Here is a 24,103-nt window from a genome sequence, read left to right on the forward strand (position 1 = left end):
GTCTTAGCTCCCTTGATTGGTCTTGACCATCAAGGCGAATACTAAGACCGTACTGGTTATTTTTAGTTTTACTGCTACGTTGAGTCTATAAAATAAAGCGCTTGCCCTACTCCCCAATCATCTGCAAAAACTCATCTTCTAATACCACGCGCACACCCAGCTTCTCGGCTTTGGTCAGCTTAGAGCCTGCTTTCTCACCGGCCAACAACGCCGAGGTCTTAGATGACACGCTGCCCGATACTTTTGCGCCCAATGCTTGTAGCTTGGCTTTGGCCTCATCACGCGCCATGCCACTATTGACTAAGGTACCGGTAATCACCCAGGTCTCGCCATCAAGTGGTAAATCATCAGAGGCTACCTGCTCAACTGGCTCCCAGTGCACGCCTTGGCTTTGCAGCGCCTCAATCACCTCGACGTTGTGCTCTGCACGGAAGAAGTCGTAAATCAACTCTGCAGTAATGGTACCGATATCCTGCGTCTCTAGCAGCTGTTCAATACTGGCTTGCATCAGTTGTGGCAAATCACCAAAGTGCTGGGCTAGATTTTGCGCAGTGGTTTCACCCACACCGCGAATACCCAAGGCGTAAATAAAGCGTGCTAAGGTCGTCTCTTTACTGTCCTCAATAGCGCTGAGCATATTACTGACCGATTTTTCACCCAGTTTTTCAAAATTAATCAGCTCATCTTGGTGCTGATGCAAACGGTAAATATCAGCCACGGTTTTGACAATGCCGTGCTCAAAGAAACTGATTAACCAGCGCTCACCAAGTCCATCAATATCCATTGCTTTACGGGACACAAAGTGAATCAAGGCTTCCTGCTGCTGCGCCGGACAGAATAGACCGCCTGAGCAGCGCGCCAATGCTTCCCCTTCTGGCAATACCACAGGTGAATCACAAACCGGACAGTTGCTTGGCAACTTAACTGGCTGAGTATCATCAGGGCGAAACTCGTGCCACACCTTAGTCACTTTTGGTATCACATCGCCTGCTCGGTGTACACTCACCGTATCGCCGGCTCGCACATCAAGACGCTGAATCTCACCAAAGTTATGCAAGGTCACATTACTGACAGTAACACCGCCGACTTGGACCGGCTCAAGCTTACCCACTGGGGTGATTTGACCAGTACGCCCCACTTGCCATTCGATGGCATTGAGCTTGGTCATCACCGTTTCAGCAGGGAATTTATAAGCTGTCGCCCAGCGTGGCTCACGTGATAGCGAGCCAAGCTGATTTTGTAGTGCTAGGTCATCGACCTTAATCACCATACCGTCGATTTCAAACGCCAAGCTGTCACGCTCTTCTATCATCGATTCATAATAGGTTTGCACTTGCTCAGCAGTCTTGACCAACTCAAAACGGCTCACCGTAAAGCCAAGTTCTTTAAGCCAGCTCAATGCGTCAGACTGTCGCGTAATATCCTCTGGTAAGCCTTGGTTCACTGAGTAAGCATAAAAGGCTAATGGACGACTGGCAGCAACCGCCGGATCAAGCTGACGCAAGCTACCCGCTGCAGCGTTGCGGGGATTAGCAAAGGTTTTATCACCATTTTCTTCTGCCAAACGGTTCAAGCGCTTAAAGCCTGCTTTTGGCATCAACACCTCACCGCGTACTTCTAGCACATCGATATCGCGGGCTTCTTCAATCACTAACGGGATATTATTAATGGTTTTCACGTTTTGAGTAATGTCTTCACCCGTTTGACCATCACCACGCGTCACACCACGAACAAACTGCCCATTGTGATACTTTAGAGACACCGCAAGCCCGTCGAGCTTCATCTCTACTTCGTATTCAGGATTCTGATTGGCATTGCTTAAGCGATCATTGACGCGGCGCATAAACTCAGTCAGATCGTCAAAGTTGAACACGTTACCCAACGACAGCATCGGAATGTCATGCTCAACTTGTGAGAATGACGGCAACGGATCATCACCCACGCTGGCGGTTGGACTGTCTGACTGAGTCAAATCCGGATAACGTTCTTCAAGCTGTATCAGATTTAAGCGCAGCTGGTCATATTCATTATCGCTGATGACCGGCTCATCCATCACATAATAGGCATTATTATGCTTACGCACTTCTGCAATCAGGGTGCGCATTTTTGCGACAATCTGCTGCTGTTCAGGGCTTAAATTTGGCGCATTTTTGATATCTGTGTTAGTTTTAGTCATTATCGCTGTCTTATCAAAGAAGTTAAATTTAAAAGATAAACAAGTTAAAAAACGAACAAATTATAATATTAAAGGCTTCAATAGAATTAGAATAAATCGGTATTAAATAAGCTGGGTTATGATAACAATTTTCACGCTATCCTGTCTTTATTTTGCTGATTATCATTAGAGGCTGTATTACATAAAAAATAACCTTTAATAGCAGACAGATAGCAATGAAAGGCGCATAATTAGTTAAAATTAAATACCCTTTATGCATTTAATTACTCTAATCATTTTAATCAATCTAAGCGCTGTATCAATTTATACAGCTATAAGACCAACCAACAAGGACTGTTATGAAAAAAGAACTGTTTAGCAATCTCCAACATCAGTTAACACGCCATCTCGGACACAAGCTGTCAGAAGGCAAATCCCTGCTCAATCAAAATATTAATCCGCTAATTGATGAAAAAGTAGGACAAGGCAAAACCATCCTAATCACTGGCGCCAGCTCTGGCATTGGCGCGGCAATGGCCACTCATTTTGCAAAAATGGGCTACAACCTAGCCATCTGCGCCCGTCGTACAGAACGCTTAGAAGCGCTTAAAGCAGACATTGAAGCGGACAATCCAGAAGTAAAGGTTGAGTATCGTGCCTTAGATGTCAGTGATTATGATGCCGTATTTGAAGTATTTGCCGAGTTTCAAAACAGCTTTGGCAATATAGACAGAGTCATTGTTAATGCCGGTGTCGGTGAAGGTCGCCGTGTTGGTACCGATCGATTTCACATCAATCGCAAAACGGCAGAGATTAACTTTATCTCAGCGTTGGCACAATGCGAAGCGGCGATGAAAATATTCCGTGAACAAAATTACGGTCACTTGGTTGCCATCTCTAGCATGTCAGCACTACGCGGCATGCCCAAGCATTTGACAGTCTATGCTGCTAGTAAAGCTGGATTGGCGCATTTGGCAGAAGGCATTCGTGCCGAGATGCTGGCCGATAACCCACCGATCAAAGTTACTACGCTTTATCCAGGCTATATCCGTACTGAAATCAATGAAGGTGCACCAAAACTGCCATTTGAAGTGGATGAGCAGACGGGTAGTAAAGCCTTAGTTGCAGCTATTGAATCTGGGGTTGAAGAAGCTTGCGTCCCTGCCTTACCGTGGATGTTTGTTGGTAAGGCCATGAAGCACTTACCGTTATCAATGCTGACACGTTTAACCTAATAGGTTAAGCCTAGTTGGTTAAAACCGAAAATTTATCTAATACTGCATTAAAAAAGCCGCCTTTTATCGCGTAAAAGGCGGCTTTTTATCAATCTGAATTTACTAAAAACTGGCTTAACACCTAACAATTAAGGCCTAACAATTAAGACCTTATAATTAAGGACTGTTAGCCGCTTGATACTGCTGTACTTGCGCACGTAACTGATGACGACGCTCACGAGTTAAGATTTCGTTATTCTCGTCCAATATCAAGGTATTAAGATCGTTAGAGATTAGATTCACCACACTCATCATGCTGTCAAAGCCTTGCACCGCTTTAGGGTGTGGCAACGATAAGAACAGCACCAATCCATTGAACCTAGAAGTTGGTAAAACATTTAAATCAAAGGGCGTTATGCCATCTTCATTAATACCCATCATACTGAACCACAGAATACCAGAGCCGTCTTTGTGCTCATAGCGATGGAACATGTTCATCGCCCCGTACTTCAAGCCATACTGCTTAACCAACGCCAATATCTTTTTACCATCAATGGTTTCGTATTCATTGGCTGGTATCAGTGTAATATTAACGTTCTCTTGCGCATGGTTAAGAGGACTGTTTTGGTCATGATCGGCTTCAGCTAATAAATGCTGATCCAGCATTGGGCTATTGGCCTCGAAGGTTGGCTCTTCTGCAGTTTCAATCACTGGCATCAGCTTTTCAGTGGCAGAGGCCAAGCTTGAAAACACATCATCTTCACAATCATCGGCAGCTGTTACCGCAGCAGTATTCTCATCAATCGGTTGCGAGTCTTTTGTTAACAACTGCTCTATACTGTGCTGGCCACTATATTGATTCTCAGAGGCATGATCGAAATTCTGCTCTGCATGCTGATATTCAGGCTCAGCAGATTGAGCGTCATATTGAGGAATAACCTGACTGTTGGCTTGCTCAAAGGCTAAGTTGGCTTCTTCAAGCTCTTGTTGCTCTGCGTCGTGGTCGATGTCAGATTGCTGCTGAGCTTCAGGAATTTGTCGCTCTTTACGTGGCACAATAGGAATGCCGTTTTTGTCACGCGTCAGCGCCTGCTCTGCCCCGAGTCGGGTTTGCTTTTGCTTTTTTATACCACGAATAATCATGTATAAACCGACCACCATAATAGCAATAGCAAAAATAATGGAAATATATTGTACGGTAGTCATGATATACGCGTCCTACAGTTAAGCCGACAGTTAAAAAACCAAAAATGTTGAAAGAAATGAATAAGAGTATAAATAGATACAGTAATAAGGCAAACCACAAACAAAATCAAGCTAATCTGATCAGTGATGCTAACTAAACGCGATACTATAATTACATTTAGCGGTTGTATATCAGGCGAGATTGTTTATCACGCTAATTGACGCTTGCATTTATCGTACACAATCAGCGCTGATGCTTATTACTTTTTATTGCCCCGCATTAGTCTAGCACGCTTCAGTTAGCGCGTCATCTACTCTGACTCAGCCACCGCTAATTTTTAACATAAACCATAAAAACAATTAAAACGACGATTTAAATAAGCGGCTTAAACCGGTTAACCAGCAGCATCCAGATACTGCTCTGCTTCTTCTAAGCTGACACTGACTAACGTTGACACGCCAGCTTGTGGCATGGTCACCCCTTTTAACTCATCAGCGATTTGCATCGCAAGCTTATTATGACTGATAAAAATAAACTGCACATCATCAGCTAACTCAGCAATCAGATTGGTAAAGCGGCCGACGTTGGCGTCATCCAATGGCGCATCTACCTCATCAAGCACACAAAATGGCGCTGGATGCTGCTTAAATATCGCAAATATCAGACTTAGCGCTGTTAGCGTTTTTTCGCCACCAGAAAGCACGGCCAGACGGCTGTTCTTCTTACCCTTAGGCTGCGCCATTAGTTCAAGCCCTGCACGCCACTGCTCGCTTTGCTCTACACCCTCTTCTTTGATAAGCGTTAAGCTAGCCTGACCACCACCAAACACCTTAGTGAATAAATGGGTCAAAGAGGCATTGACCGACTCTAAGGTCTGCAAAAATAAGGTTTTGGTCTTGCTATCAATCGACTCGATAGCCTCTACCAAGGTATCCATACTGGCAGTGATGTCGGTAATCTGCTGCTCCAGCGGCAATAAGCGCTCATCAACAGAAGCGAGCTCTGCAGCTGCCGCTAAGTTGACTGGGCCCATATTCTCAAGTTGAGAACTCAGCTGCACCTCTTCGGCCTGCAATTTTTTTAGCTTATCGTCAGGCACGCTGCGACCATGGGTAACATAGTCATTTAAGATGGCGGCAGCATTAAGCTCAGGGTTTAGCTGCTGCAGACGTTCACTGGCATCTTTTATTCGCTCATCAGCAATAGCAACTTGAGTCACACTGTGTGCCAACGTCTCTTGCAACTGTTGCAGTTGTTGCTCTAAGTCATCGCGCTGCGACTGATAGCTATTGACCTCAGCTTGCAGTCCTGTAATCACAGCTTGACGCTCATCTAATGCAACTTTCAGCTCATGATGCTCAATGCTGACTGCTTTTAGCTTAGCTTGAAGCTCTGGTAATGATTGCTGTGCGCTCTGCTGCTCTTTAGTCAGTTTTTGCTCACTGCGTTGCAACTGCTGCTGATCTGCTTGATACTGAGTCAATTGCTGCTGGCTGTGCTTGGCTGCCATTTGCGCTTGGCCATATTGCAGTTGCAATTGACGTAAGCTTTCATTACCTTCGCGCTCTTGCTGACTAATCTGCTGTCGCTGCTGCTCAAGCTTTTGCTGCTCAGCTTTTGCCGCTTCCAACTCAGGAATAAGAACCGCCAGTTGCTGGGTATCTTCGCTTATTTTTTGTTCAAGCTGTGTTTGGGTTTGCAGTATTTCTTGATGCTCAGCATCGAGCTCGTCTTTTAAACGCTGTAAGCGCTGCTGCTCGCTGTCTTGACGCTCTTGTTTGGCGACCAATGCCACACGCTGCTGCTGTCGTTCATGACGTGTATGAGTTAAAGCCGTCAGCTGAGCTGTCAGCTCCTCTATCACCACAGACAGCTGCTCATGCTGGTTAGATTCAGCTTTCAACGCTTTGTTTAGACCCTCAATCTCGTCCTCTACGTCAATTAAATTTTGTTCTAGCTGCTCTAGTCGTTGTTGCTGCTGAACGCGCTGCGTTAAAAAGGATGACTGTTGCGACTGGCCACTTAGTTTGCTCAAATGCAGCGCACCCAAATGACTAATGAACCATCCTGATTGGGTCAATATTACCGCTGACTTAGGCAATGCGGTTAACCAAGCGCTTGCTGCGTTTAAAGCGGTGTCTAAATTAGTGTTATCTATAGATTGCTCGCCAGCTTCTGTCTGATCAACATACAAATACGCATGCTGCCAAATTGGGAGCTTAGGCGCTGCTATTAAGCTATTGACAGCAATTAAATTAGCCGGCAGTTTGTGTTGCTCAGTCTGGACAGTTGATAGCGTCTCGCTTTCAAACAACACGCTGTCTGTAATATCTTGCTTGTCAGCTTTGCGGTTATTTTGAGATTTATTTTTTGATTTATTATGACTGCCAGCTTGCTGATTTAAGGTCTCATCAGACAATAACTGCTGCAGCAAGCTCATATATTCATTGTTAGCACCATTGCTATCATCACTACTGTTCGAACCGGTTATGGCCTTAGCTGGCAGTACTCGTGCCTCTAGCCAAAACGCCAACCATTTGTCCAAAATATCGCTGTATTTCTCACCAGCTTGGGTCAGCTTAATCTGCTCATGCAGCGGTGACAGCTGCGCTAATCTACTTGCTAAGGAGCTTGATTCAGAAGTTATCTGCACAGCCAGATCTGAGCTGTCTTTTGCATTCTGAGTCTGTTGTTGATTCGACTTATCAGATTCAGCTTTGGGCTTTTTCGGATGTACGATGGCATGCAGTGTATTATATTCTGCGCTCAAACTGGCATGCTGCTTTTCAAGCTGTGCTAACTTGCCCTGATTTTGACTCAGTGACTGCTTTAACTGATTGATCGCCGGCTGCTCGGTGTCCAACTGAACTTCAATAGACTCTTGCTGCTTATCTAGGCTTTTTAGATGCTCGTTAATCTCTACAATCTCAGCCTGTAGAGATGTTTTGCTAATCATTTCAGCACTGTCTGTCATAGCATCTGATTGAGTATCAGAATCAGTGTCTAACTCAGCATGCAAGCCATGTTCAGAAGCAGCAATTAATCCCCAAGTCACCGCATCTTGCTGCCACTGCTGCTGTTTGTTTTGCCATTTTGACAGATCAACCGTTAAGCGAGACTGCGATTGTTTATCCAGTGCGATGCGTTGTTCAAGCTCACGCTGCTGCGCCTCAATCTTACTGACCTTGGCATGCCCAGACTCCCAAGCCGCTTGCAAGGGTGCATATTTGTCCTGCATCTGCTTTTGCTGTTGTTGCAGTGCTTCAAGCTCTGGGGATAAGCGCTCTAAAGTTTCCGTTTGCTGCTCATGCTCTTTTTGAGCCTCATTGATACTCGCCTGTAATTTTTGCTGGCGATCAAGATTACCCTGCAATCGTCCCTCAAGCTGACTGAGATTTGCCCGCACATTATTTAATTTATGCTCAGCTTGCTGACGCTGTAAATCCTGCTGATGCAGCTGATCACGAGCCTCATCTTTTAGCCACTGCTCTTCAGCCAGTCGTGCGCTAAGCTTGGTTAGTTTTTGCTTAAGTTTGCTATCTTGTGCTTGCTGCGTGCTTAAGGTTTGCTCTGCTTTTTGTTGCTCTGCTTGGTGTTTTATTTGCAACGCTTTAGCTTGATATAACTGATAAGTTGCCAACTGCTGGCGCACCTCGTTCAGCTTATCTTTAACCATTTCATATTGATTGGCCGTTTGCGCTTGTTTAAGCAGTTTGTTTTTTTGTCGAGTGAGCTCTGACTCGATATCATTTAAGCGCTCTAGGTTTTCACGTGTCTTGAGCAGCTTTTTTTGGGTTTCTTCACGGCGTGCTTGGTAGCGTGACACCCCTGCCGCCTCTTCAATAAACTCACGTAGCTGCAGCGGGCTTGAATCAACAATGCGCCCAATCATGCCCTGCTGGATAACCGAATAACTGCGAGGACCAAGACCTGTACCCAAAAATACATCGACCACATCACGGCGTCGACAACGGGTGCCATTGATAAAATAATCCGACTTACCTTCAGCATTAATCTGACGTCGCACTGACAGCTCATGATACAGGTTGAGCTCATGTCGAATCCCAGTTTGCTCATCCTGGGTATGCTCAAAGGTGAGCTCAACACTGGCCAAACTCTTGGCTGCCTTATTCTCAGTACCGGCAAAAATCACATCACTCATTGCGCCGCCACGCAGTTGCTTAGCAGAGGACTCACCCAGTACCCAACGAATGGCATCAATCACATTGGATTTGCCACAGCCATTTGGTCCGACAATAGCAGTGATGCCATGACGGAAGGTGAAAGTAGTTGGATTGGCAAAGGATTTAAAGCCTGATAGTTTCAGAGATTTTAGACGCATGAAGGCCGCATAGTTGGTTAAAAGAGCAAGGGATTTAATGCAATAATAGGATGTGCTGATAAAGCGCCGCTATTTTAGCGTAATTATCATTATTTTGCAGGTTTCAGCTTTATTTATCTGCTATTTATGCTGCATTTGATTCATATTCAACATGGATTTGAGTAAACTATTAACCAATACATCCATACCAATACAACAATATAGATAAAAGGAAACGCTATGGCCACGCCAGAACAACCAACCAATAGCCCACAACAGCTACAACAAAAATATGAACGTTGGCACAGCTTGTATAAAAAGCAGCTCGAAGCTCAGGAACAATGGCTTGAAGCCGAAGCATTAAAGCAAGAGTTACAAGCTTATTATTTAGATGAAAAGTGGATGGCTGACCGTGAAGCAGATCTGCCGATTGATTATTCAGGTGAAGCGCATTCTATTTTTAGCGAAGACGCCTTGTGGAATATGTTAACCGAACATGATGAAGTTGCACGCAAATGGATCCGTCTGGGTATCGATGCGCTTGATAACAAATAGCTTGCGCTGCTGTTGGCTTTGCGTGTTTAATGGTTGACGTATATTGGTGTAACGATATTGAACACTGACACTCCTATGCTGTGTCCCTGTATCGGCTACATTCTCAACCGGCTAAATTCTCAATCGCCTGTGCCATTAATCACCTAGCCTTTAATCACTCAACCTGTCAATCATAAGTTATCTCTATGCCTCATGCCATGTCTGACTCTACCCCATATTCGACAGCTAACAACACTTCTACTAGCCGCTCAAACACTGCGCAGCATATGCCCTTGACCCATCATCATGTGGCGGTCAGTGCGTCAACCAATACCGAAGTTCTTCAAGGGTTGGCGTCTGGCAATATCAGCAAGTCTGAGCCCTACATGCTGACAGCGAGTATGCAAACGGCAGGACGTGGCCAACACACCCGCACCTGGCAATCACCCATCGGCAATATTTACTTGTCGTTGTACCATCCACTCAGCACCCCGTTATCAGGGCTATTATCATTAGTGGTCGGCTACCATCTGACTCAGTTGCCATTAATTCAAAGCCTAAATCGCCAACGCAAAACCTTAGGCCTACCTGTCATTGGTGTTAAGTGGGCCAACGATATTGGCTATTATGATTTAGACACCCGCAATAACACCAGCTTCTACAAACTAGCGGGTATCTTAATTGAACCGGTGATGACCGATAACAAAATAACCGGCGTGGTAGTGGGTGTCGGCATCAATATTGAGGCAGCACCGCTACTATCTGAGAAAACCAAAGAAGGGATGGATTATCAGGCCATTAGCCTGTCACAAATTATTGAGCAAACGCAGGCAGCGGTTGATGACTCGACGACTGATAATTTGTCAGCGAATAATACTAAACCGGCTAGCGCTACGCTAAATACATCACGCATGCCTTTGCCACGCGCACAAGACTTATATATTTCTGTCAGCGCCACACTATTAAAGGCCATTGACCAATTTAATCGCTTTGGCCATGACCCTTATGCTTTGCCACATTTTATTAATGATTATAGTGCGGTGAATGTACTGGCAGGGCGCGATATTTGTATTACTCAAAACATTCGATCCCAGTCTCATAAACAGTCGCAGAGCCAGTCACAACCCCAGTCGAATCCTCAGTCAAAACAAACGTCACTCATCCAAAAAACCATAACCGGTGTGGTAGAGGGTATTAATGAGGATGGGAGTTTGAAGGTCACTCAACATTCAACCGCAGCAACAACCTATATCTATACCGGCACCCTGCGCTTGATTGACTCGTGACTTAGAGCTTAAAAATTAGAACTTCGGACTTAAACTATGAGGATGGAGGGATTTTGGCGTCTGTGTCAGCCGGCTCATAATACCAAGGCACTTTACGATCAAAACCAATATCCAACAAGCTTGATAGGATACGCCCTGTTAGACCCCACACTACTTCACCATCAACCTGCCAGCTCGGCGTTCGGATCATAATCGTCTGATCACCGAGCTTATAGGGCAAAATATGATCGACAATTGGCTGAGTAATCAGCTGCTCAAAATCTGCCCAAAAGATACGTGAAATTTCACCCAGCTCTGGCACATAAGTAATCGGCGGCTCTACCAAAGCCACTATCGGGCGTACAATCAACCCTTTTTTGGAAACCTCAGTAGGCAGCTGACCAACAATTTGTGCTTTTTTTGGAGGTAATGCGGTCTCTTCACAAGCCTCGCGCAAAGCAGTCACTACATTGTTGCCATCTTCGGCTTCATGTTTACCACCAGCAAAAGACACCTCACCGGCATGACTATTTAAATGCGCTGCACGCCGAGTTAATAACATCTTCGGCTTGGGTTCGTTAGTAATCAGCACCAAAACTGACGCATCTGCCTTGGGGCTGTTTAACATCTGCTGCAATAGGCGTTGGGCATGCGCAATTTCACCGCTACCCTGCTGCTGTTGCAGCATATTGTTCTGCACCCGAGTTACTAACTGCTTTAACGTCGGCTGAGAGACCTGCTCAGGTAGCACAACAGCCAACTCTTCAAAGCGAGCAGACAAAGCGGTTTTGTAATTTTGATGGTGATTTAAGTCATTTAGGTCATCAGGCATGGGGGTTGGTCAATCGTGTTATAAGTTTCAATCCATAATATACCGATAACATAGACAATTAGCTAGTCTTAGACTGTGTCGATTTTAGCGCTAGACTAACGTCAAATCTGTAAGTATGCTATCTTGATAAGCGTCTAACTTTATAACAACGATGAGGACTAATCCATGGCATACTGTTTACAATGTGGGCACCAAGCAGAGCATAAAGTGCCAGAGGGCGATCATAATATTCGCTTGGTATGTCCTAACTGTGACTATATTCATTACGAGAACCCCAAAGTCATTTGTGGCTCTGTGGTGATTCATCAAGGTAAAGTGCTACTGTGTCGCCGTGCCATTGAGCCCAGATACGGCTATTGGACATTGCCTGCCGGATTTATGGAAATTGGCGAGACAATGGCAGAAGGCGCCGCTCGAGAAACGGTCGAAGAAGCCGATGCCGTCGCTATTCACCCCCATTTATACTGCTTGTTTGATATCCCTGATATCGGGCAAATTTACGTGCTTTATCTAAACGAATTAAAAGACGGTCAATACGATGTGGGACCCGAAAGCTTAGAATGTGCGTTGTTCAGTGAAGAGGATATTCCGTGGGATGAGATTGCATTTGAGGCGGTTAAACGAACCTTAAAGCATTATTTTAACGACCGTCAGTCTATCGATGACCACAGCAACTTCCCTATCCACCAAGAAGTGATTCCAAAAGATAAGAGTATCCGACGCTATTAATTTTTGCTGAGGTTGGCTATTGCCTGTGCACTCATAGTGATAGCCAACCCTTATAAATAGCCCTAGCTTTGGTTAAACACCATCCTCGCTGTAACCCTTACCACAAATGATGATCAGCCCCGACCTGACTGACACCCCATTAAGGATGCCGTTTGCCTCACTCTCACTTATCTCGCTTTAAACCCTATTTGGTCCTACCCTGCCTATTAAGCCTTATGCAGCTTGGCCATGCGCAAAGCCCAAATCAAACCGTTTATAAAAGCATCGGTAAATTTGGTGAGGTGAAATACTCACAATTTGCTCCTGAATCTAACTCAGGTGCGGTGATATTACAATTACGCGCTGATGGTCAACAAAGTCACAGTGGCCAGCTGGCTGCCCAGCCTAGCTATCCGGCTGCTACTAACAATCCAGCTGCAAATAACAGTAGTCATAGCAATCCAAATCTTTATAGCAGTCCATCCCCAAATCCTCAAAACCTAACCGCTCCCTCTTCAAGCTACGCTGCTATTGCGCCTATTTCTGCGGCTAAATCAGTCACCGCAAAAGACCCTGCGCATCAACATCAATGTCAAACACTACAAGTGAATCTGACTAACCTTAATGCAGGCGGTCGTATTTATGAAATCGATGCGACGGGTCTACGCACCTACTTTACAGCAGCCGATGTCGAGTTAAAACTGAAAAATACCGAGCAACTACTGGCGCAATACTGCCACACTTCGTAAAATACAATCCGTTATCGATTATAAAATCAATATATTTACTCCCACCAATTAACGTCGTAGACAGGTTGTTATGAGCGCTTTGAAAAAAAACATGAGCATACCACAAGGTGTGGTATTGGCGATTTGCAGCCTGGTTGGCTCAGGACTACTTGGTCTACCCGGGCTTGCGGTGAAGGTCGGCGGCGTTGAAGTAGCTGCTTTAGGTTGGATTGTGTCGATTTTACTGTCTATCCCGTTAGTGATTATCTTTATGCAACTGTCATTGCAGGTGCGAAATGCAGGCGGCGTGGCTACCTTTGCTGGTTTAGCCATTGGCAAGTGGGCGCAGACGGCTGTGTCGTTGATTTTAGCCATTAGCTTTGCCTTTGGTATTCCGCTTGGCATCTATATGGGCGGTATGTATTTACAACAAATATTAGGCTTACCTCATGATAATTTGCTTTGGCTAATATGGGCCATTTTAGCGCTGTCTATTTTGGTCAATTATTTAGGGCTTAGACCCTCAGGTTGGCTTAATACCTTATCGGTCGCTTCGTTAATCATCCTCATTGCGCTGATGATATTGGCTCATGACCACTTTTTATCCTCTGGGATGACAGCCTACGCCGATGCACTGCAAAACATTGACGCTGTCTCCTTTGATAGCATGTGGGCAGTGTGCGCCATTATTTTCTGGGCTTTTTTAGGCTGGGAAAACATGAGTTTTGGCAGTGAGGAAGTCAGTGGTGAAGATGCAGATGCGTCTAAACGCGCCATAAGATGGATTTATTTATGGGCATTTGTGATAGTCAGTGCCATTTATTTATCATTAGCCGTGTTGACCGCTGGTGCAGCAGTCAATGGTTTTTCGGTCAGTGGTGTCACCGGCCTACTGGCATTGCTCGAAAACACACGCTTTGAGACCATCGCTTATGCGCTTATTGTGCTTATTATCTTGGCCAATGTGAATGCCTGGGTCTTCGCTTGTAGTCGCTCATTATATGCGTCAGGCAAAGAAGGTATTTTACCCAGATACTTAGGCAGTCTTAGCGCTGATGGCATACCTAAGGCCAGTGTATTAACCACTGGCGCTGTGCTGTGTTTGATTTGCTATCTAGTATTTGATGGTATATTGCCACTAGAGACCGGATTGGCACTGGTTAACCAAAACTTTATCTTAGTGTACGTCCTATCTGTGGTTTGTTATTTAAAGCTTAATAAGGGTTGGTTTGCTTATCTGATTGGATTTTTAGGCTTAGCCAGTTGTGCTTTTTTAATCACAGGCTTTGGCTGGTTGACTCTCATCCCTCTTGCTCTAATGGCATTAGGCTGGATGCTACATCATTACCGACTACGCGCCAAACAACCAAAACCCGTTTAAACCAACGCAACTGCAACCCAACTAACACTTAACTTGTTACCAACATTACGAGCTGAACTTTCTACTTTGATTAATCCTTTATCTTTGATTAGTGCTTTAGCTTTGTTGGTGAGTCAGCTGCATTGCTATATTAGTTAACCGTTAGCTGCTTTAATACCTCACCAATCAGCTGTGCCATATCATTGGCTTGTAGCGCCCACTCGCCAACTTGCTGCCGCCCCAAATCACCTGCTAACGCATGAATCATGACCGCTTGTTGTAAACTGCGCTGCTGATACGACAGATCAGATTGAGCCAATAAACCAAGCGCTAGTCCAGACAATACATCACCCATCCCAGCAGTGGCCATCCCCGGATTACCTGCCGCGCATACATAAAGCTGCTGCTGACCTGTTCCCTGAGTTCGCACCTGAGCTGGCGCCTGATCCAGCACTAAAGACCCAACCCCTTTAAGCAGCCAGCAGCCTTGATAACGCTGCCCCAGCTCATTAATCGCAGCCAATCGATCAGATTCAATTTGTTCTGAGCTCGTCCCCAACAGTCTTGCTGCTTCACCACTGTGCGGTGTATACCACACTTGGCGCTGACTGGCATGCGCTTTAAGCTGCTCTAATACTTGAGGCTGAGTATCTACCAAACTGGCCAGATGATATAGCCCGTCAGCATCAATAATCAGATCTGCCTTACTGTCCAATACTGCCTGCAGATAGTGTTCAAATAAATGTGCACTTTGCTGATCTCGGCCCAATCCCATCCCAATGGCAACCGTATCGCACTGACTGATAAGCGACGTCACCGCCTGCTCATGATGCAAGTCAACACTCATCGCGTTAGGCACTTTGGTAATTAAGCTGCTATGGAATGCTGAGTGACATGCAACCGTTAATTTACCAACACCTGCCGCCAGCGCACTACTCGCCGCTAGCAAAGCAGCCCCGCCCATCCCTTGGGAGCCATCAACCTGATTGCCACCTATGATAAGCGCATGGCCAAAGCTACCCTTATGCGAATTATATGCCCGAGCATTGAGCGAATAAGCGCTTTGTAGCAAATAAGCTGTGGGTGTCATCTCTAATACGCTAGCAATGAGTGGCAGATCGACCACCTGACCGCTATAATCTGGCCCATCTTTAATATGCAGTCCTAGCTTACGAGCGACTAAACACAACGTAATATCAGCGCTTACCGCACAGCCATCAAATACCTGCCCTGTGTGACAGGCTAGACCACTAGGCACATCGATGCTGACCACTTGATGGTACTCTGAGTTATGTGCCTTTAGCCTATTGATGATAGCAATCGCCTCTGCATAGACGCCTTGTGGCGCTCTGTCTAAGCCTATCCCAAACAGTGCATCGACAATAATAGGTGTCGATAAGGCAGACGGACTGTGCTTAATATCAGAGAACTGACTAACGTTTACCCCTTGTTTAATCGCTTGATACTTCGCAGACACCGCATCTGCGCTCTTCACCTGTGCGACCTCTACCACATGCACTGATACACCTAGCTGAGACAAATAGCAGGCGACCAGCCAGCCATCACCACCATTGTTACCGCTGCCAATCCATACACTAATCTGGTCACTAACCGCATTACTGGCTTGTGTATGGGGTGCATTGTTAGATTGTACCCGTTGCGGTTGTAAATTGTGGTATATCCAATCCGCCATTTGCCACGCTGCTTGCTGCATCAGTCCAAAGCTGGGATTGCCCTGATCGAACCAAGAGGCTTCAATCTGATATACCTGCTTAGGTATAAACAATGGCTGCGCAGGCTTTGAGACAGGCAAATACTGCGACTGTCGGCTGTTGCTGCCGTTACCTAATAAAGTCGTTGGGCTATGCATTGAATCTGATATGAAACTTGCCATTGGACTTAACGGTGATTTTGAGATTGACATAAGACGGCGACTCCCTTTGTTTTATGTTTATTATCACTTATCATAGCGCTTTAGTTAAGTCTTGAGTTTATTATTATGCCTAACGCCAAAGACCATGTAACGCCTTCAGTCAACGCCCAAACTGGCGCTAAAGCTGGTTCACATACAGAAGGGTTTGCGACTAGTGATAACATTGCGATTAACGACTTTCAGCATGCTGAAGATATCAAGTCATGGATACGTGAGCAGGCGATTGCATTGGGTTTTGCAGACTGCGGCTTTATTGGTGTTGACAACCCGGTGTTTGAGGCACAAATGCAAGGGCTACGCGATTGGTTAGCACATGGACATCACGGACAGCTGACTTTTTTGGAAAATAACCATGACAAGCGCGCCAACCCTGGCTTATTGGTTGAAGGCTCTCGCACCATTGTGTCAGTGCGGATGGATTATCTTGAGGTCACACCAAAACCAAGACGTGTGGAAGACAACCATCGTCCCAACCATGGCATTATTGCCCGTTATGCCCGCGGTCGTGACTATCATAAGGTGATGCGCTCGCGCTTAAAAAAGCTGGCTCAACAGATAGAAGCCATGCTGCCTGAGTGGCAACATCTTAATGTCGGCGCAGACAAGCCTTTTGTGTTTCGTCCTTTTAGCGACTCAGCGCCTATTTTTGAGCGCCCGCTTGCTGATGCTGCTGGTCTGGGCTGGACTGGCAAGCATACCTTATTGATTAATCGTCAATCTGGCTCATTTTTTGTACTGGGTGAGTTGTTTTTAAGCCTTGAGTTGCCTGAGGATAAGCCAGTCACTGCACATTGCGGTAGCTGCCAAGCGTGTATTGATATTTGTCCGACTCAAGCCATTCTCGGTCCTTATCAACTCAAAGCCGATGCCTGTATCTCATACCTAACCATTGAGCATGATGGCAGTATTGATCCAAAGTACCGCCAAGCCATCGGTAATAAAATCTTTGGCTGTGATGACTGTCAGTTGATTTGTCCTTGGAATCGTTATGCAAAAACCAGTCCAATCGATGACTTTCATGCCCGCCATAATTTAGATAACAGTCAGCTATTAGATTTGTGGCAGTGGACAGAAGAGATGTTCTTAAAACGCACAGAAGGCAGCCCCATACGCCGTACTGGCTATATTAACTTTTTACGCAACGTCTCTATCGGTATTGGCAATGCACCTTACGCCACAGCTCATATTGAAGCGTTACAACAGCGCCTTGGTCAGCATAATGAGATACTTGATGAACATATCCATTGGGCCATCAATCAACAGCTTGATAAAGCACCACAATAATCGAACCCGCGTCTGAATCCAACATTCTCGTTCACTGCATACAACAAAGAACTAAAGAAGAATTAGCATAAAATAAAAAAGCCACTGACCTAAGGTCAATGGCTTTATAGCATCTGTTATGCTGATAATTAGATTAGACTGAAAATCGAAAAGTGTTAACCTCGCAATTACCGCCTTTGGTCTAATTATTTGTCCGTAGTTATTTGCGTTAGTTATTAAATAATTAAAGACTAACTACTGCAATCAATTATGGCTTTGGAATACGTAGTACTTGGCCAACATAAATCTTGTTAGGATCTGATAGCATTGGCTTGTTTGCTTCAAAAATTTTGTTGTATTCGTTGGCAGAGCCATATACTTCTTGAGCGATTTTTGACAAGGTATCGCCAGATTTAACGGTATACATAGTTGATTCAGGCGCATCTTGTTCGATATCAATGTTGTCGATAACTTTAGCAACGTGCTGAACATTACCAATAGCGATAATGGCTTTCTCACGATCTGCTTGGGTTTTAGCTTTACCACTGATTTCAGCAGTATCTGTTGAACCGTTATATTTAACTTTCAGCTCAGAGATATCTAAGTTCTGTTGCTGGATGCGCTTTAATAGTAAGTTAGCAACTGATTGTGCTGATGGTTCAGTTGCAGCTGGTGCTTTTGACGCATCAGCGTTTGATTCAGTTTCTTTTTTAGCATCTTCACGATTAAAAATTTTATCACCGATGTCTTTGGCAAAACTAAACATACCCATATTATTTTCTCCTAATCATATTATTGATTTTTTTAAGTTTATAATTAAACAGCTTTTCGCTATTGGTAATAGCTGAATTAATAATAGCTCAATTATCATTAAATTCAACAGTGTTTTTATTACCACACAAATCTTAAACAAAGCGACTGCTAATTAATAGAATAAAAAAAGACCATACTTATTTATAGTTAAGTATGGTCTTTTTTTGGTATCAGTTATGACTACTATGTTAATCGATTATGATTCTAGTTTTGATTTAATGTAATCAACTGCTTTTTGAACGGTAGTAATTTCATTTGAATCATCATCAGGAATTGTGATGTCAAAGTCATTTTCAAATGTCATTACCAACTCAACCAAATCTAATGAGTCAGCGCCTAAATCATTGATAAATGAAGACTCATTTTTGATGTCTTCAACATCTACGTCTAACTGCTCTGCTACTGCTGATTTTACTTTTAATTCAATATCTTCGCTCATAACAACTTCCTTTATTTATGGTATCAAACGGTTAATAATTTAATGGTAAATTAAATTCAGAAGGTTAGCAACCTTTGTGTCACTAAGTCTTCTGTCACTCTCTTTCTGTGACTGTTTTTATGCCTTAGTACAACTAAGCCTATTAATAAGTCTGTTGCAATAAGTGGCTGACTAACACTTCTACATCCTAGCTGTTAACCATCTTATCACTTAATGTACACTTGTACACTTAATTTAGTAATAGTAACCGCTATTGTAGGCAAAAGTCCACCCATGTTGGCAATTTTATACAATTAATCATCACTTTCATCATTGCCGCTGATGGACACACCTATTACTTAATCAAAGACGCATTCTACATGTACATCCCGCCATTGACTGGAAGCACAGCACCAGTAACATAGCTTGCCTCATCACTGGCTAAGAATGATACTGCTGCCGCGACATCTTCTGGCTGACCTAAACGGCCAACAGGCACTGCATCCAGCATAGAGTTCAATAAGCGCTCATCTAGCTCATCTGTCATATCGGTCTCAACCAGGCCTGGTGCCACGCAGTTAACTGTTACTTGGCGTGATCCAATCTCACGCGCTAACGTACGGCTAAAGCCTTCGATGCCCGCTTTGGTTGCAGCATAGTTGACCTGACCGGCATTACCCATTTGTGCAACCACAGAGGTAATATTGATAATACGGCCTTTACGCGCTTTCATCATGCCTCTGATAGCACGCTTACTCATGCGATAAATCGAAGTTAGGTTGGTGTTTAACACTTTATCCCAGTCTTCGTCTTTCATGCGTATCAACAACCCATCTTGCGAAATACCGGCATTGTTTACCAGTACCTGCACACTACCATACACACTTTCAATCTCTTCAAACAGCTTATCAATTTGTTCTTGATCAGTGACATTTAATACTCGCCCAATGCCACCGGCATCATGCAAATATTCATCAATGGCTTGTGCGCCTTCAGCGGTTGTGGCCGTACCAATCACGAAATGACCTTCTTTAGCAAAACGCTTGGCAATGGCTTTACCAATACCGCGACTGGCACCTGTTACTAATGTAATTGTACGGCTCATAACTACTCCTCATTTAATTTATCAAATAGCTTAGTGAGACGTTCTGGCTTATCAGTTGGAAAAGCCACAATGGGGGTTTCTTGTCTCTTAGCTAGATTACTTAATACCGTCCCTGCACCGCACTCAATAATTAAATTGATGTGTTTATCTGCTAACTTCTGCATGGTCTGTGTCCATAATACAGGATGACTCAACTGCTCTGCTAGCGCTTTTTTGATGGCTGCTACTGTCTTCTCTTCATGCGCATGTCTGTTTTGAATCACCGGAATCTCTGGCAGTTCAAACTCACACTGTGCTAACTTCTCAGCTAATGCATCACTGGCTGGCTGCATTAATGAGGTGTGTGAAGGTACGCTGACTTTAAGCGGTACCATTTTTTTGCCCGTACACTGAATGTGCTGGCCTAATATTTCCATACCTTTAGCGTTACCAGCAACCACGACTTGGCCTGGGCTATTGAAGTTTGCCGGACTTGCTATGGCATCATCATCGTTGCTTTCAACTTGCTCACAGATGCTAATAACTTGGCTGTTATCTAAGCCCAATACAGCGGCCATTTTTGTCTCTATACCAGACACCGCTTGCTGCATGAGTTGACCACGAGTATGCACCAGTTGCACCGCATCACCTAAGCTAATAGCGCCTGCTGCACATAGCGCACTGTATTCACCCAGTGAATGACCTGCTAAATAAAGCGGCTCAATATCAGTGGTATCTTGCAATATACGCCATACCGCTATACTGGCTGCCAATAACGCAGGTTGAGTATATTCAGTTTTTGCAAGCTCAGCCTCATCTTGACAGATGGCCCATAAATCAAAACCCAACGCCTCACTGGCTTCTGAAAAGGTTTGCTCAACAATAGGATAAGATTCAGCCAACTCATTTAGCATGCCGACCGTTTGTGAGCCCTGACCAGGGAAGACAACAGCTATACGACGTGGCACTTCGATTTGACCTTGTTTTTTAACTGCTTGAGATTGTTTTAGTGACATTATAAGCCTTCTTCTGCCTAAGGATATCTAAAAAGATACAAATAAAAAAAGAGCCAAGCACCACTAATAATAATTCTCATTAGTAAAGCTTAGCTCTTGTACTGCTCCACGATCATCTAGGATGTGGACAGTTAGTCTTCTTGACTCGCTTTGAACAACTGACGGCCGCGATAAAAACCATCTTTAGTCATGTGATGACGACGATGTTTTTCACCAGTAGTGGCATCAATGCTTAGCTCAGCAACTTCCATATGGTGGTGTGAACGACGCATATCACGGCGTGAGCGGCTTTTACGACTTTTTTGAACAGCCATGGGTCTTGCTCCTATTCTAAAATATACTGCAAGTTAGGTAGGGTCATTACCGTAAGCAATGGCTTAGTCACTCAGGTGTCAAGATTAGAATCTTACGCTTTAAGTGGTTAAACCCTGCGATTGTATGACGCTACTCACTTAGCAAAATGAGTTCTCTATTGACCTCAATAAGAGCAACTCTTATTAAAAATCAAATAGGTTAAAAATCTGGGAATAATAAACGAGAGATTATACTCGCTTTATCACATAAAATAAAGGGCTATTCGTAACCAGTGCTAAAGCCAGTTACAAATGTACTTTCTATAATACGGATAACAGCAAAATTTGCGCTATTATAATTTATGCCGTTGATGAAAGCCATATCGCATTCGGCCCTATAGTACCACTTAAAGCGACGTCATATCACAAACGGTTCATAATAAGCTGTATTAAACTTAAAGCTTACCTTTTAGCGAGGCCAAAGCAGCAAAAGGATTCTCAGCTTCTTCCTCGATGATTTCACCCACTTGCACAACTGCCATTTCACAGTCATCATGCTTAGCGGATAAAGGCACATCAAGTAACAGCTCATCTTCGACCAGCTTCTTCAGTGGTAACAAGCGATCGCCTTTTTGATTTTCAGGCTGCTCCGCCAGTAGCTCTTCAAGCAGCAAGTAGTCATCCGCCTCATCAACCAGGCTTTGCTGCTCTTCTCGCTGCAACAATATCAGCTGCGCATCATGCGTAACATCGATGTTAAGTGGATTTAAGCAGCGCTGACAAATGGCCCAGATATCACCAGTAAACGCCAGGGTTAATACCAGTAACTGACCTTGTTTTTTTAGCTCACAGACCAGCTCGATAGGTTGGTCCTGATATTCTTCCGGTACAATATCAAGCAGGCGATTAAACTGGCGTGGTGTCACACGACCTGACCAACTGTAACCCACCTCTTCCCATTTCTCTAAATTAACATGGTTCGGTAGTACGGCTGCGTTGTTTTCAGTATTATTTTTCAATGTTTTATCCATTTTATTCGTCGATTGATATTTTAATTGTTGTTAATAATTACTTATCACACACTATGACTAACTTTTGTCTAACGTTTATGACGGTCTATTTGTCTTTAATAAAGTTTGATTGTTAATAGTTTGATTATTAATAACTGGCTGTCTCTGTTATCTATCTGTTGCTTAAAACCTAAGTTTCAAGGGCTGTGTACTGTTACTGGGGTTATCTGTCTACTCACTGGTAATGCTATAATGCTTACTCAGCTAAATGACTTCTGTCGTTTAAGACTAAAGCAAATATACCATCCAATCTTCAAAACTTTTAACTAACTCAGTTTAGTCATCATCTTTTTGATAAGAACTTTAATTGGTAACACTATGTTGGCAAGTAATATGTCAGACCCTAATTTTTATCATTTACCCATTATACAGCTTCGTGACACTCTAAGACAGCAACTCGCGTCGTTAAAAAGTCAGATGTCACACAGTGAGCCGTCTAATACACTGGCGGTATTTAAGCAGCAGTGGCAGCTTATTCACCAGTCTGAACAACAAAACCAGCACAGTGCTGAAGATATCGAAGCACAACAAGTCGACTGGCTGATACGTTTATTTAATGCGTTGTTTGCATCACAAAACGTGGTTCTAGTACGTGGTAAGCATGAGCCTGAATACTTCCCAGCTACTGAGGAACAACCCGCTCGCATTCAGTTTGCGCATGGTTTCTTTCAAAGCGCGTTACACGAAATTAGCCACTGGAGCATCGCAGGTGCACGTCGACGTACCTTATCAGACTTCGGCTACTGGTATGCCCCCGATGGACGTACAGAGGCGCAACAAAAGGTCTTTGAGCAAGTAGAGATTAAACCTCAGGCCATTGAGTGCTTATTTAGCCTGATGTGTGGCAGACGCTTTAGAGTATCACAAGATAACTTGCACGCTGATTTTGACACCAGTCAAAGTACGTTTGCAGTCGATGTGTTTAATCAGGCCACTCACTATATCAATCAGCCTCAAACACTGCCTAAAGATGCTCAAACACTTTTAACTGCCCTAGCCTACACCTGCCGTGATACTATTGTAGTGGATGAGGTGTGTTAAATCAGACACATACGATCAAATAGGTTAACTAAGATCGTTTAAATAAAGCGCAAATATCCAGCGTTAACCACAAAAAAACAATTATAAATAGGACGATTCAACCTCATAAAAAGGAGTCAAGCTATGCAAACACTTTACATTCACCCAGACAACCCACAACCCAGATTAATTGGGCAAGTCGTCGATGCGCTTAATAAAGATGAGCTTATTGTCTACCCTACCGATACCAGTTACGCATTTGGCTGCAAAATTGGTTCAAAGAACGCGATTGAAAAACTGCGTTTAATTCGCCAATTAGATGACAAACATCAATTTACCTTACTGTGCCGTGACTTAAGTGAAATTGCGACTTACGCCACTGTCGATAACCAGCAGTTCAAATTATTAAAGGCCAATACGCCCGCGCCCATTACTTATATCTTAGAGGCGACAAAAGATGTGCCCAAAAAGCTGTCACATCCTAAGAAAAAAACCATAGGGATTCGCGTTCCTGAGAACCCAATTGCACAAATGATACTAGAGAATATGGGTGAGCCTATTTTGACCAGCTCGTTGATACTTCCAGATACACCACTTACTCTTGATGATCCTTTCGAGATTGAGGACAAACTGGCCAATCAAATAGACTTAATGATTAATGCCGGTATCTTAACCACCAAATTAACCACTATCGTCGATATGACACAGTGTCCGCCTGAACTAATACGTCAAGGTGCAGCTGATGTGACTGAGCTTATAAGTTAAATGCTAGTTAAGCATAAGTTAGGTACTACAGCACATCGCTAATCTTAAGCATCAAAAATAAAGTGCGACTCATATCAAATCATAAACAGTACAACATAAGAAAACCTCAGTGGCTACTTTGAATC

At 44.1% G+C, this 24,103-nt stretch carries 20 protein-coding genes; 9 read left to right on the forward strand and 11 right to left on the reverse strand.

Translation table 11 applies throughout. The annotated features are described in order from the left end of the window. Positions 1 to 106: 106 nt before the first annotated feature. On the reverse strand, positions 107 to 2,176 hold the full coding sequence (gene ligA, locus A6J60_RS04985; RefSeq protein ID WP_096065000.1) for an NAD-dependent DNA ligase LigA: 2,070 nt from the start codon (positions 2,174 to 2,176) through the stop codon (positions 107 to 109). Positions 2,177 to 2,514: 338 nt separating this feature from the next. On the opposite strand from ligA, the gene A6J60_RS04990 reads away from it, so the two are divergent. Further along, positions 2,515 to 3,390, forward strand: a complete 876-nt coding sequence (locus A6J60_RS04990) for an SDR family oxidoreductase (protein WP_096065001.1) — start codon at positions 2,515 to 2,517, stop codon at positions 3,388 to 3,390. A gap of 156 nt (positions 3,391 to 3,546) precedes the next feature. On the opposite strand, the gene A6J60_RS04995 is transcribed toward A6J60_RS04990, so the two are convergent. Beyond that, entirely contained in the window at positions 3,547 to 4,575 is a 1,029-nt protein-coding gene (locus tag A6J60_RS04995; protein WP_096065002.1) for a cell division protein ZipA C-terminal FtsZ-binding domain-containing protein, read from the reverse strand. Between the two features lie 374 nt (positions 4,576 to 4,949). Continuing rightward, complete coding sequence (locus tag A6J60_RS05000) at positions 4,950 to 8,897, reverse strand: AAA family ATPase (protein WP_096065003.1); 3,948 nt, start codon at positions 8,895 to 8,897, stop codon at positions 4,950 to 4,952. Positions 8,898 to 9,116: 219 nt separating this feature from the next. Here A6J60_RS05000 and A6J60_RS05005 point away from each other — a divergent pair, with 219 nt between their 5' ends. Together A6J60_RS05005 and A6J60_RS05010 are read left to right on the forward strand one after the other, a co-directional pair. Next, entirely contained in the window at positions 9,117 to 9,431 is a 315-nt protein-coding gene (locus tag A6J60_RS05005; protein ID WP_096065004.1) for a DUF4298 domain-containing protein, read from the forward strand. 197 nt (positions 9,432 to 9,628) lie between these two features. Then, positions 9,629 to 10,696, forward strand: coding sequence for a biotin--[acetyl-CoA-carboxylase] ligase (locus A6J60_RS05010; RefSeq protein WP_096066482.1), 1,068 nt, complete (start codon positions 9,629 to 9,631; stop codon positions 10,694 to 10,696). 34 nt (positions 10,697 to 10,730) lie between these two features. On the opposite strand, the gene A6J60_RS05015 is transcribed toward A6J60_RS05010, so the two are convergent. Then, positions 10,731 to 11,507 (reverse strand): NUDIX hydrolase, encoded by a 777-nt coding sequence (locus A6J60_RS05015; RefSeq protein ID WP_096065005.1) that lies wholly within the window; start codon positions 11,505 to 11,507, stop codon positions 10,731 to 10,733. Between the two features lie 165 nt (positions 11,508 to 11,672). Between A6J60_RS05015 and A6J60_RS05020 the strand changes: the two genes are divergently transcribed. The 3 genes from A6J60_RS05020 to A6J60_RS05030 all read left to right on the forward strand — a co-directional run bounded on the left by A6J60_RS05020 (position 11,673) and on the right by A6J60_RS05030 (position 14,324). Beyond that, on the forward strand, positions 11,673 to 12,236 hold the full coding sequence (locus tag A6J60_RS05020) for an NUDIX hydrolase (RefSeq protein WP_096065006.1): 564 nt from the start codon (positions 11,673 to 11,675) through the stop codon (positions 12,234 to 12,236). A gap of 152 nt (positions 12,237 to 12,388) precedes the next feature. Next, positions 12,389 to 12,964: a hypothetical protein gene (locus A6J60_RS05025; RefSeq protein ID WP_127891433.1), complete on the forward strand. Its 576-nt coding sequence runs from the start codon at positions 12,389 to 12,391 to the stop codon at positions 12,962 to 12,964. A 70-nt stretch (positions 12,965 to 13,034) separates the two neighbouring features. Beyond that, positions 13,035 to 14,324, forward strand: coding sequence for an APC family permease (locus tag A6J60_RS05030; RefSeq protein ID WP_096065008.1), 1,290 nt, complete (start codon positions 13,035 to 13,037; stop codon positions 14,322 to 14,324). A 130-nt stretch (positions 14,325 to 14,454) separates the two neighbouring features. Here the strand turns inward: A6J60_RS05030 and A6J60_RS05035 are convergent, their stop codons facing one another. Next, on the reverse strand, positions 14,455 to 16,227 hold the full coding sequence (locus tag A6J60_RS05035; RefSeq protein ID WP_227526069.1) for an NAD(P)H-hydrate dehydratase: 1,773 nt from the start codon (positions 16,225 to 16,227) through the stop codon (positions 14,455 to 14,457). A 75-nt stretch (positions 16,228 to 16,302) separates the two neighbouring features. Between A6J60_RS05035 and queG the strand changes: the two genes are divergently transcribed. Beyond that, positions 16,303 to 17,520, forward strand: a complete 1,218-nt coding sequence (queG, locus tag A6J60_RS05040; protein WP_096065009.1) for a tRNA epoxyqueuosine(34) reductase QueG — start codon at positions 16,303 to 16,305, stop codon at positions 17,518 to 17,520. A 247-nt stretch (positions 17,521 to 17,767) separates the two neighbouring features. Here queG and lysM read toward each other — a convergent pair whose 3' ends face one another. The 6 genes from lysM to A6J60_RS05070 all read right to left on the reverse strand — a co-directional run bounded on the left by lysM (position 17,768) and on the right by A6J60_RS05070 (position 22,142). Further along, positions 17,768 to 18,271 carry a peptidoglycan-binding protein LysM gene (lysM, locus tag A6J60_RS05045; protein WP_096065010.1) on the reverse strand — a complete coding sequence of 168 codons (504 nt, stop codon included), beginning with the start codon at positions 18,269 to 18,271 and terminating at the stop codon, positions 17,768 to 17,770. 237 nt (positions 18,272 to 18,508) lie between these two features. After that, positions 18,509 to 18,751 (reverse strand): acyl carrier protein, encoded by a 243-nt coding sequence (acpP, locus tag A6J60_RS05050; RefSeq protein ID WP_096065011.1) that lies wholly within the window; start codon positions 18,749 to 18,751, stop codon positions 18,509 to 18,511. Between the two features lie 355 nt (positions 18,752 to 19,106). Then, entirely contained in the window at positions 19,107 to 19,835 is a 729-nt protein-coding gene (gene fabG, locus A6J60_RS05055) for a 3-oxoacyl-ACP reductase FabG (protein WP_096065012.1), read from the reverse strand. 2 nt (positions 19,836 to 19,837) lie between these two features. After that, on the reverse strand, positions 19,838 to 20,830 hold the full coding sequence (gene fabD, locus A6J60_RS05060; protein ID WP_096065013.1) for an ACP S-malonyltransferase: 993 nt from the start codon (positions 20,828 to 20,830) through the stop codon (positions 19,838 to 19,840). A 131-nt stretch (positions 20,831 to 20,961) separates the two neighbouring features. Further along, a complete protein-coding gene (gene rpmF / locus A6J60_RS05065; protein WP_011959737.1) occupies positions 20,962 to 21,144 on the reverse strand; it encodes a 50S ribosomal protein L32 in 183 nt (60 codons plus the stop codon). 434 nt (positions 21,145 to 21,578) lie between these two features. Next, a complete protein-coding gene (locus A6J60_RS05070; protein WP_096066484.1) occupies positions 21,579 to 22,142 on the reverse strand; it encodes a YceD family protein in 564 nt (187 codons plus the stop codon). A 468-nt stretch (positions 22,143 to 22,610) separates the two neighbouring features. Here A6J60_RS05070 and A6J60_RS05075 point away from each other — a divergent pair, with 468 nt between their 5' ends. Both A6J60_RS05075 and A6J60_RS05080 read left to right on the forward strand, forming a co-directional pair. Then, positions 22,611 to 23,234: an elongation factor P hydroxylase gene (locus A6J60_RS05075; protein ID WP_413772377.1), complete on the forward strand. Its 624-nt coding sequence runs from the start codon at positions 22,611 to 22,613 to the stop codon at positions 23,232 to 23,234. A 123-nt stretch (positions 23,235 to 23,357) separates the two neighbouring features. Next, the gene (locus A6J60_RS05080) at positions 23,358 to 23,978 is read left to right on the forward strand and encodes an L-threonylcarbamoyladenylate synthase (protein WP_096065014.1); all 621 of its coding nucleotides are present in this window, start codon (positions 23,358 to 23,360) and stop codon (positions 23,976 to 23,978) included. Positions 23,979 to 24,103 lie beyond the last annotated feature (125 nt).

The sequence above is a fragment of the Psychrobacter sp. FDAARGOS_221 genome (assembly GCF_002313155.2).
Classification (GTDB): domain Bacteria; phylum Pseudomonadota; class Gammaproteobacteria; order Pseudomonadales; family Moraxellaceae; genus Psychrobacter.

Bases quoted from the DNA above. Each gene is read 5' to 3' on its own strand.
- acpP (WP_096065011.1), bottom strand. From the start codon at position 18,751: ATGAGCGAAGATATTGAATTAAAAGTAAAATCAGCAGTAGCAGAGCAG.
- A6J60_RS05020 (WP_096065006.1), top strand. From the start codon at position 11,673: ATGGCATACTGTTTACAATGTGGGCACCAAGCAGAGCATAAAGTGCCA.
- ligA (WP_096065000.1), bottom strand. From the start codon at position 2,176: ATGACTAAAACTAACACAGATATCAAAAATGCGCCAAATTTAAGCCCT.
- lysM (WP_096065010.1), bottom strand. From the start codon at position 18,271: ATGGGTATGTTTAGTTTTGCCAAAGACATCGGTGATAAAATTTTTAAT.
- fabG (WP_096065012.1), bottom strand. From the start codon at position 19,835: ATGAGCCGTACAATTACATTAGTAACAGGTGCCAGTCGCGGTATTGGT.
- queG (WP_096065009.1), top strand. From the start codon at position 16,303: ATGCCTAACGCCAAAGACCATGTAACGCCTTCAGTCAACGCCCAAACT.
- A6J60_RS04990 (WP_096065001.1), top strand. From the start codon at position 2,515: ATGAAAAAAGAACTGTTTAGCAATCTCCAACATCAGTTAACACGCCAT.
- A6J60_RS05000 (WP_096065003.1), bottom strand. From the start codon at position 8,897: ATGCGTCTAAAATCTCTGAAACTATCAGGCTTTAAATCCTTTGCCAAT.
- A6J60_RS05030 (WP_096065008.1), top strand. From the start codon at position 13,035: ATGAGCGCTTTGAAAAAAAACATGAGCATACCACAAGGTGTGGTATTG.
- A6J60_RS05010 (WP_096066482.1), top strand. From the start codon at position 9,629: ATGTCTGACTCTACCCCATATTCGACAGCTAACAACACTTCTACTAGC.
- A6J60_RS05035 (WP_227526069.1), bottom strand. From the start codon at position 16,227: ATGTCAATCTCAAAATCACCGTTAAGTCCAATGGCAAGTTTCATATCA.
- A6J60_RS05015 (WP_096065005.1), bottom strand. From the start codon at position 11,507: ATGCCTGATGACCTAAATGACTTAAATCACCATCAAAATTACAAAACC.
- A6J60_RS05080 (WP_096065014.1), top strand. From the start codon at position 23,358: ATGCAAACACTTTACATTCACCCAGACAACCCACAACCCAGATTAATT.
- A6J60_RS04995 (WP_096065002.1), bottom strand. From the start codon at position 4,575: ATGACTACCGTACAATATATTTCCATTATTTTTGCTATTGCTATTATG.
- A6J60_RS05075 (WP_413772377.1), top strand. From the start codon at position 22,611: ATGTCACACAGTGAGCCGTCTAATACACTGGCGGTATTTAAGCAGCAG.
- rpmF (WP_011959737.1), bottom strand. From the start codon at position 21,144: ATGGCTGTTCAAAAAAGTCGTAAAAGCCGCTCACGCCGTGATATGCGT.
- A6J60_RS05005 (WP_096065004.1), top strand. From the start codon at position 9,117: ATGGCCACGCCAGAACAACCAACCAATAGCCCACAACAGCTACAACAA.
- fabD (WP_096065013.1), bottom strand. From the start codon at position 20,830: ATGTCACTAAAACAATCTCAAGCAGTTAAAAAACAAGGTCAAATCGAA.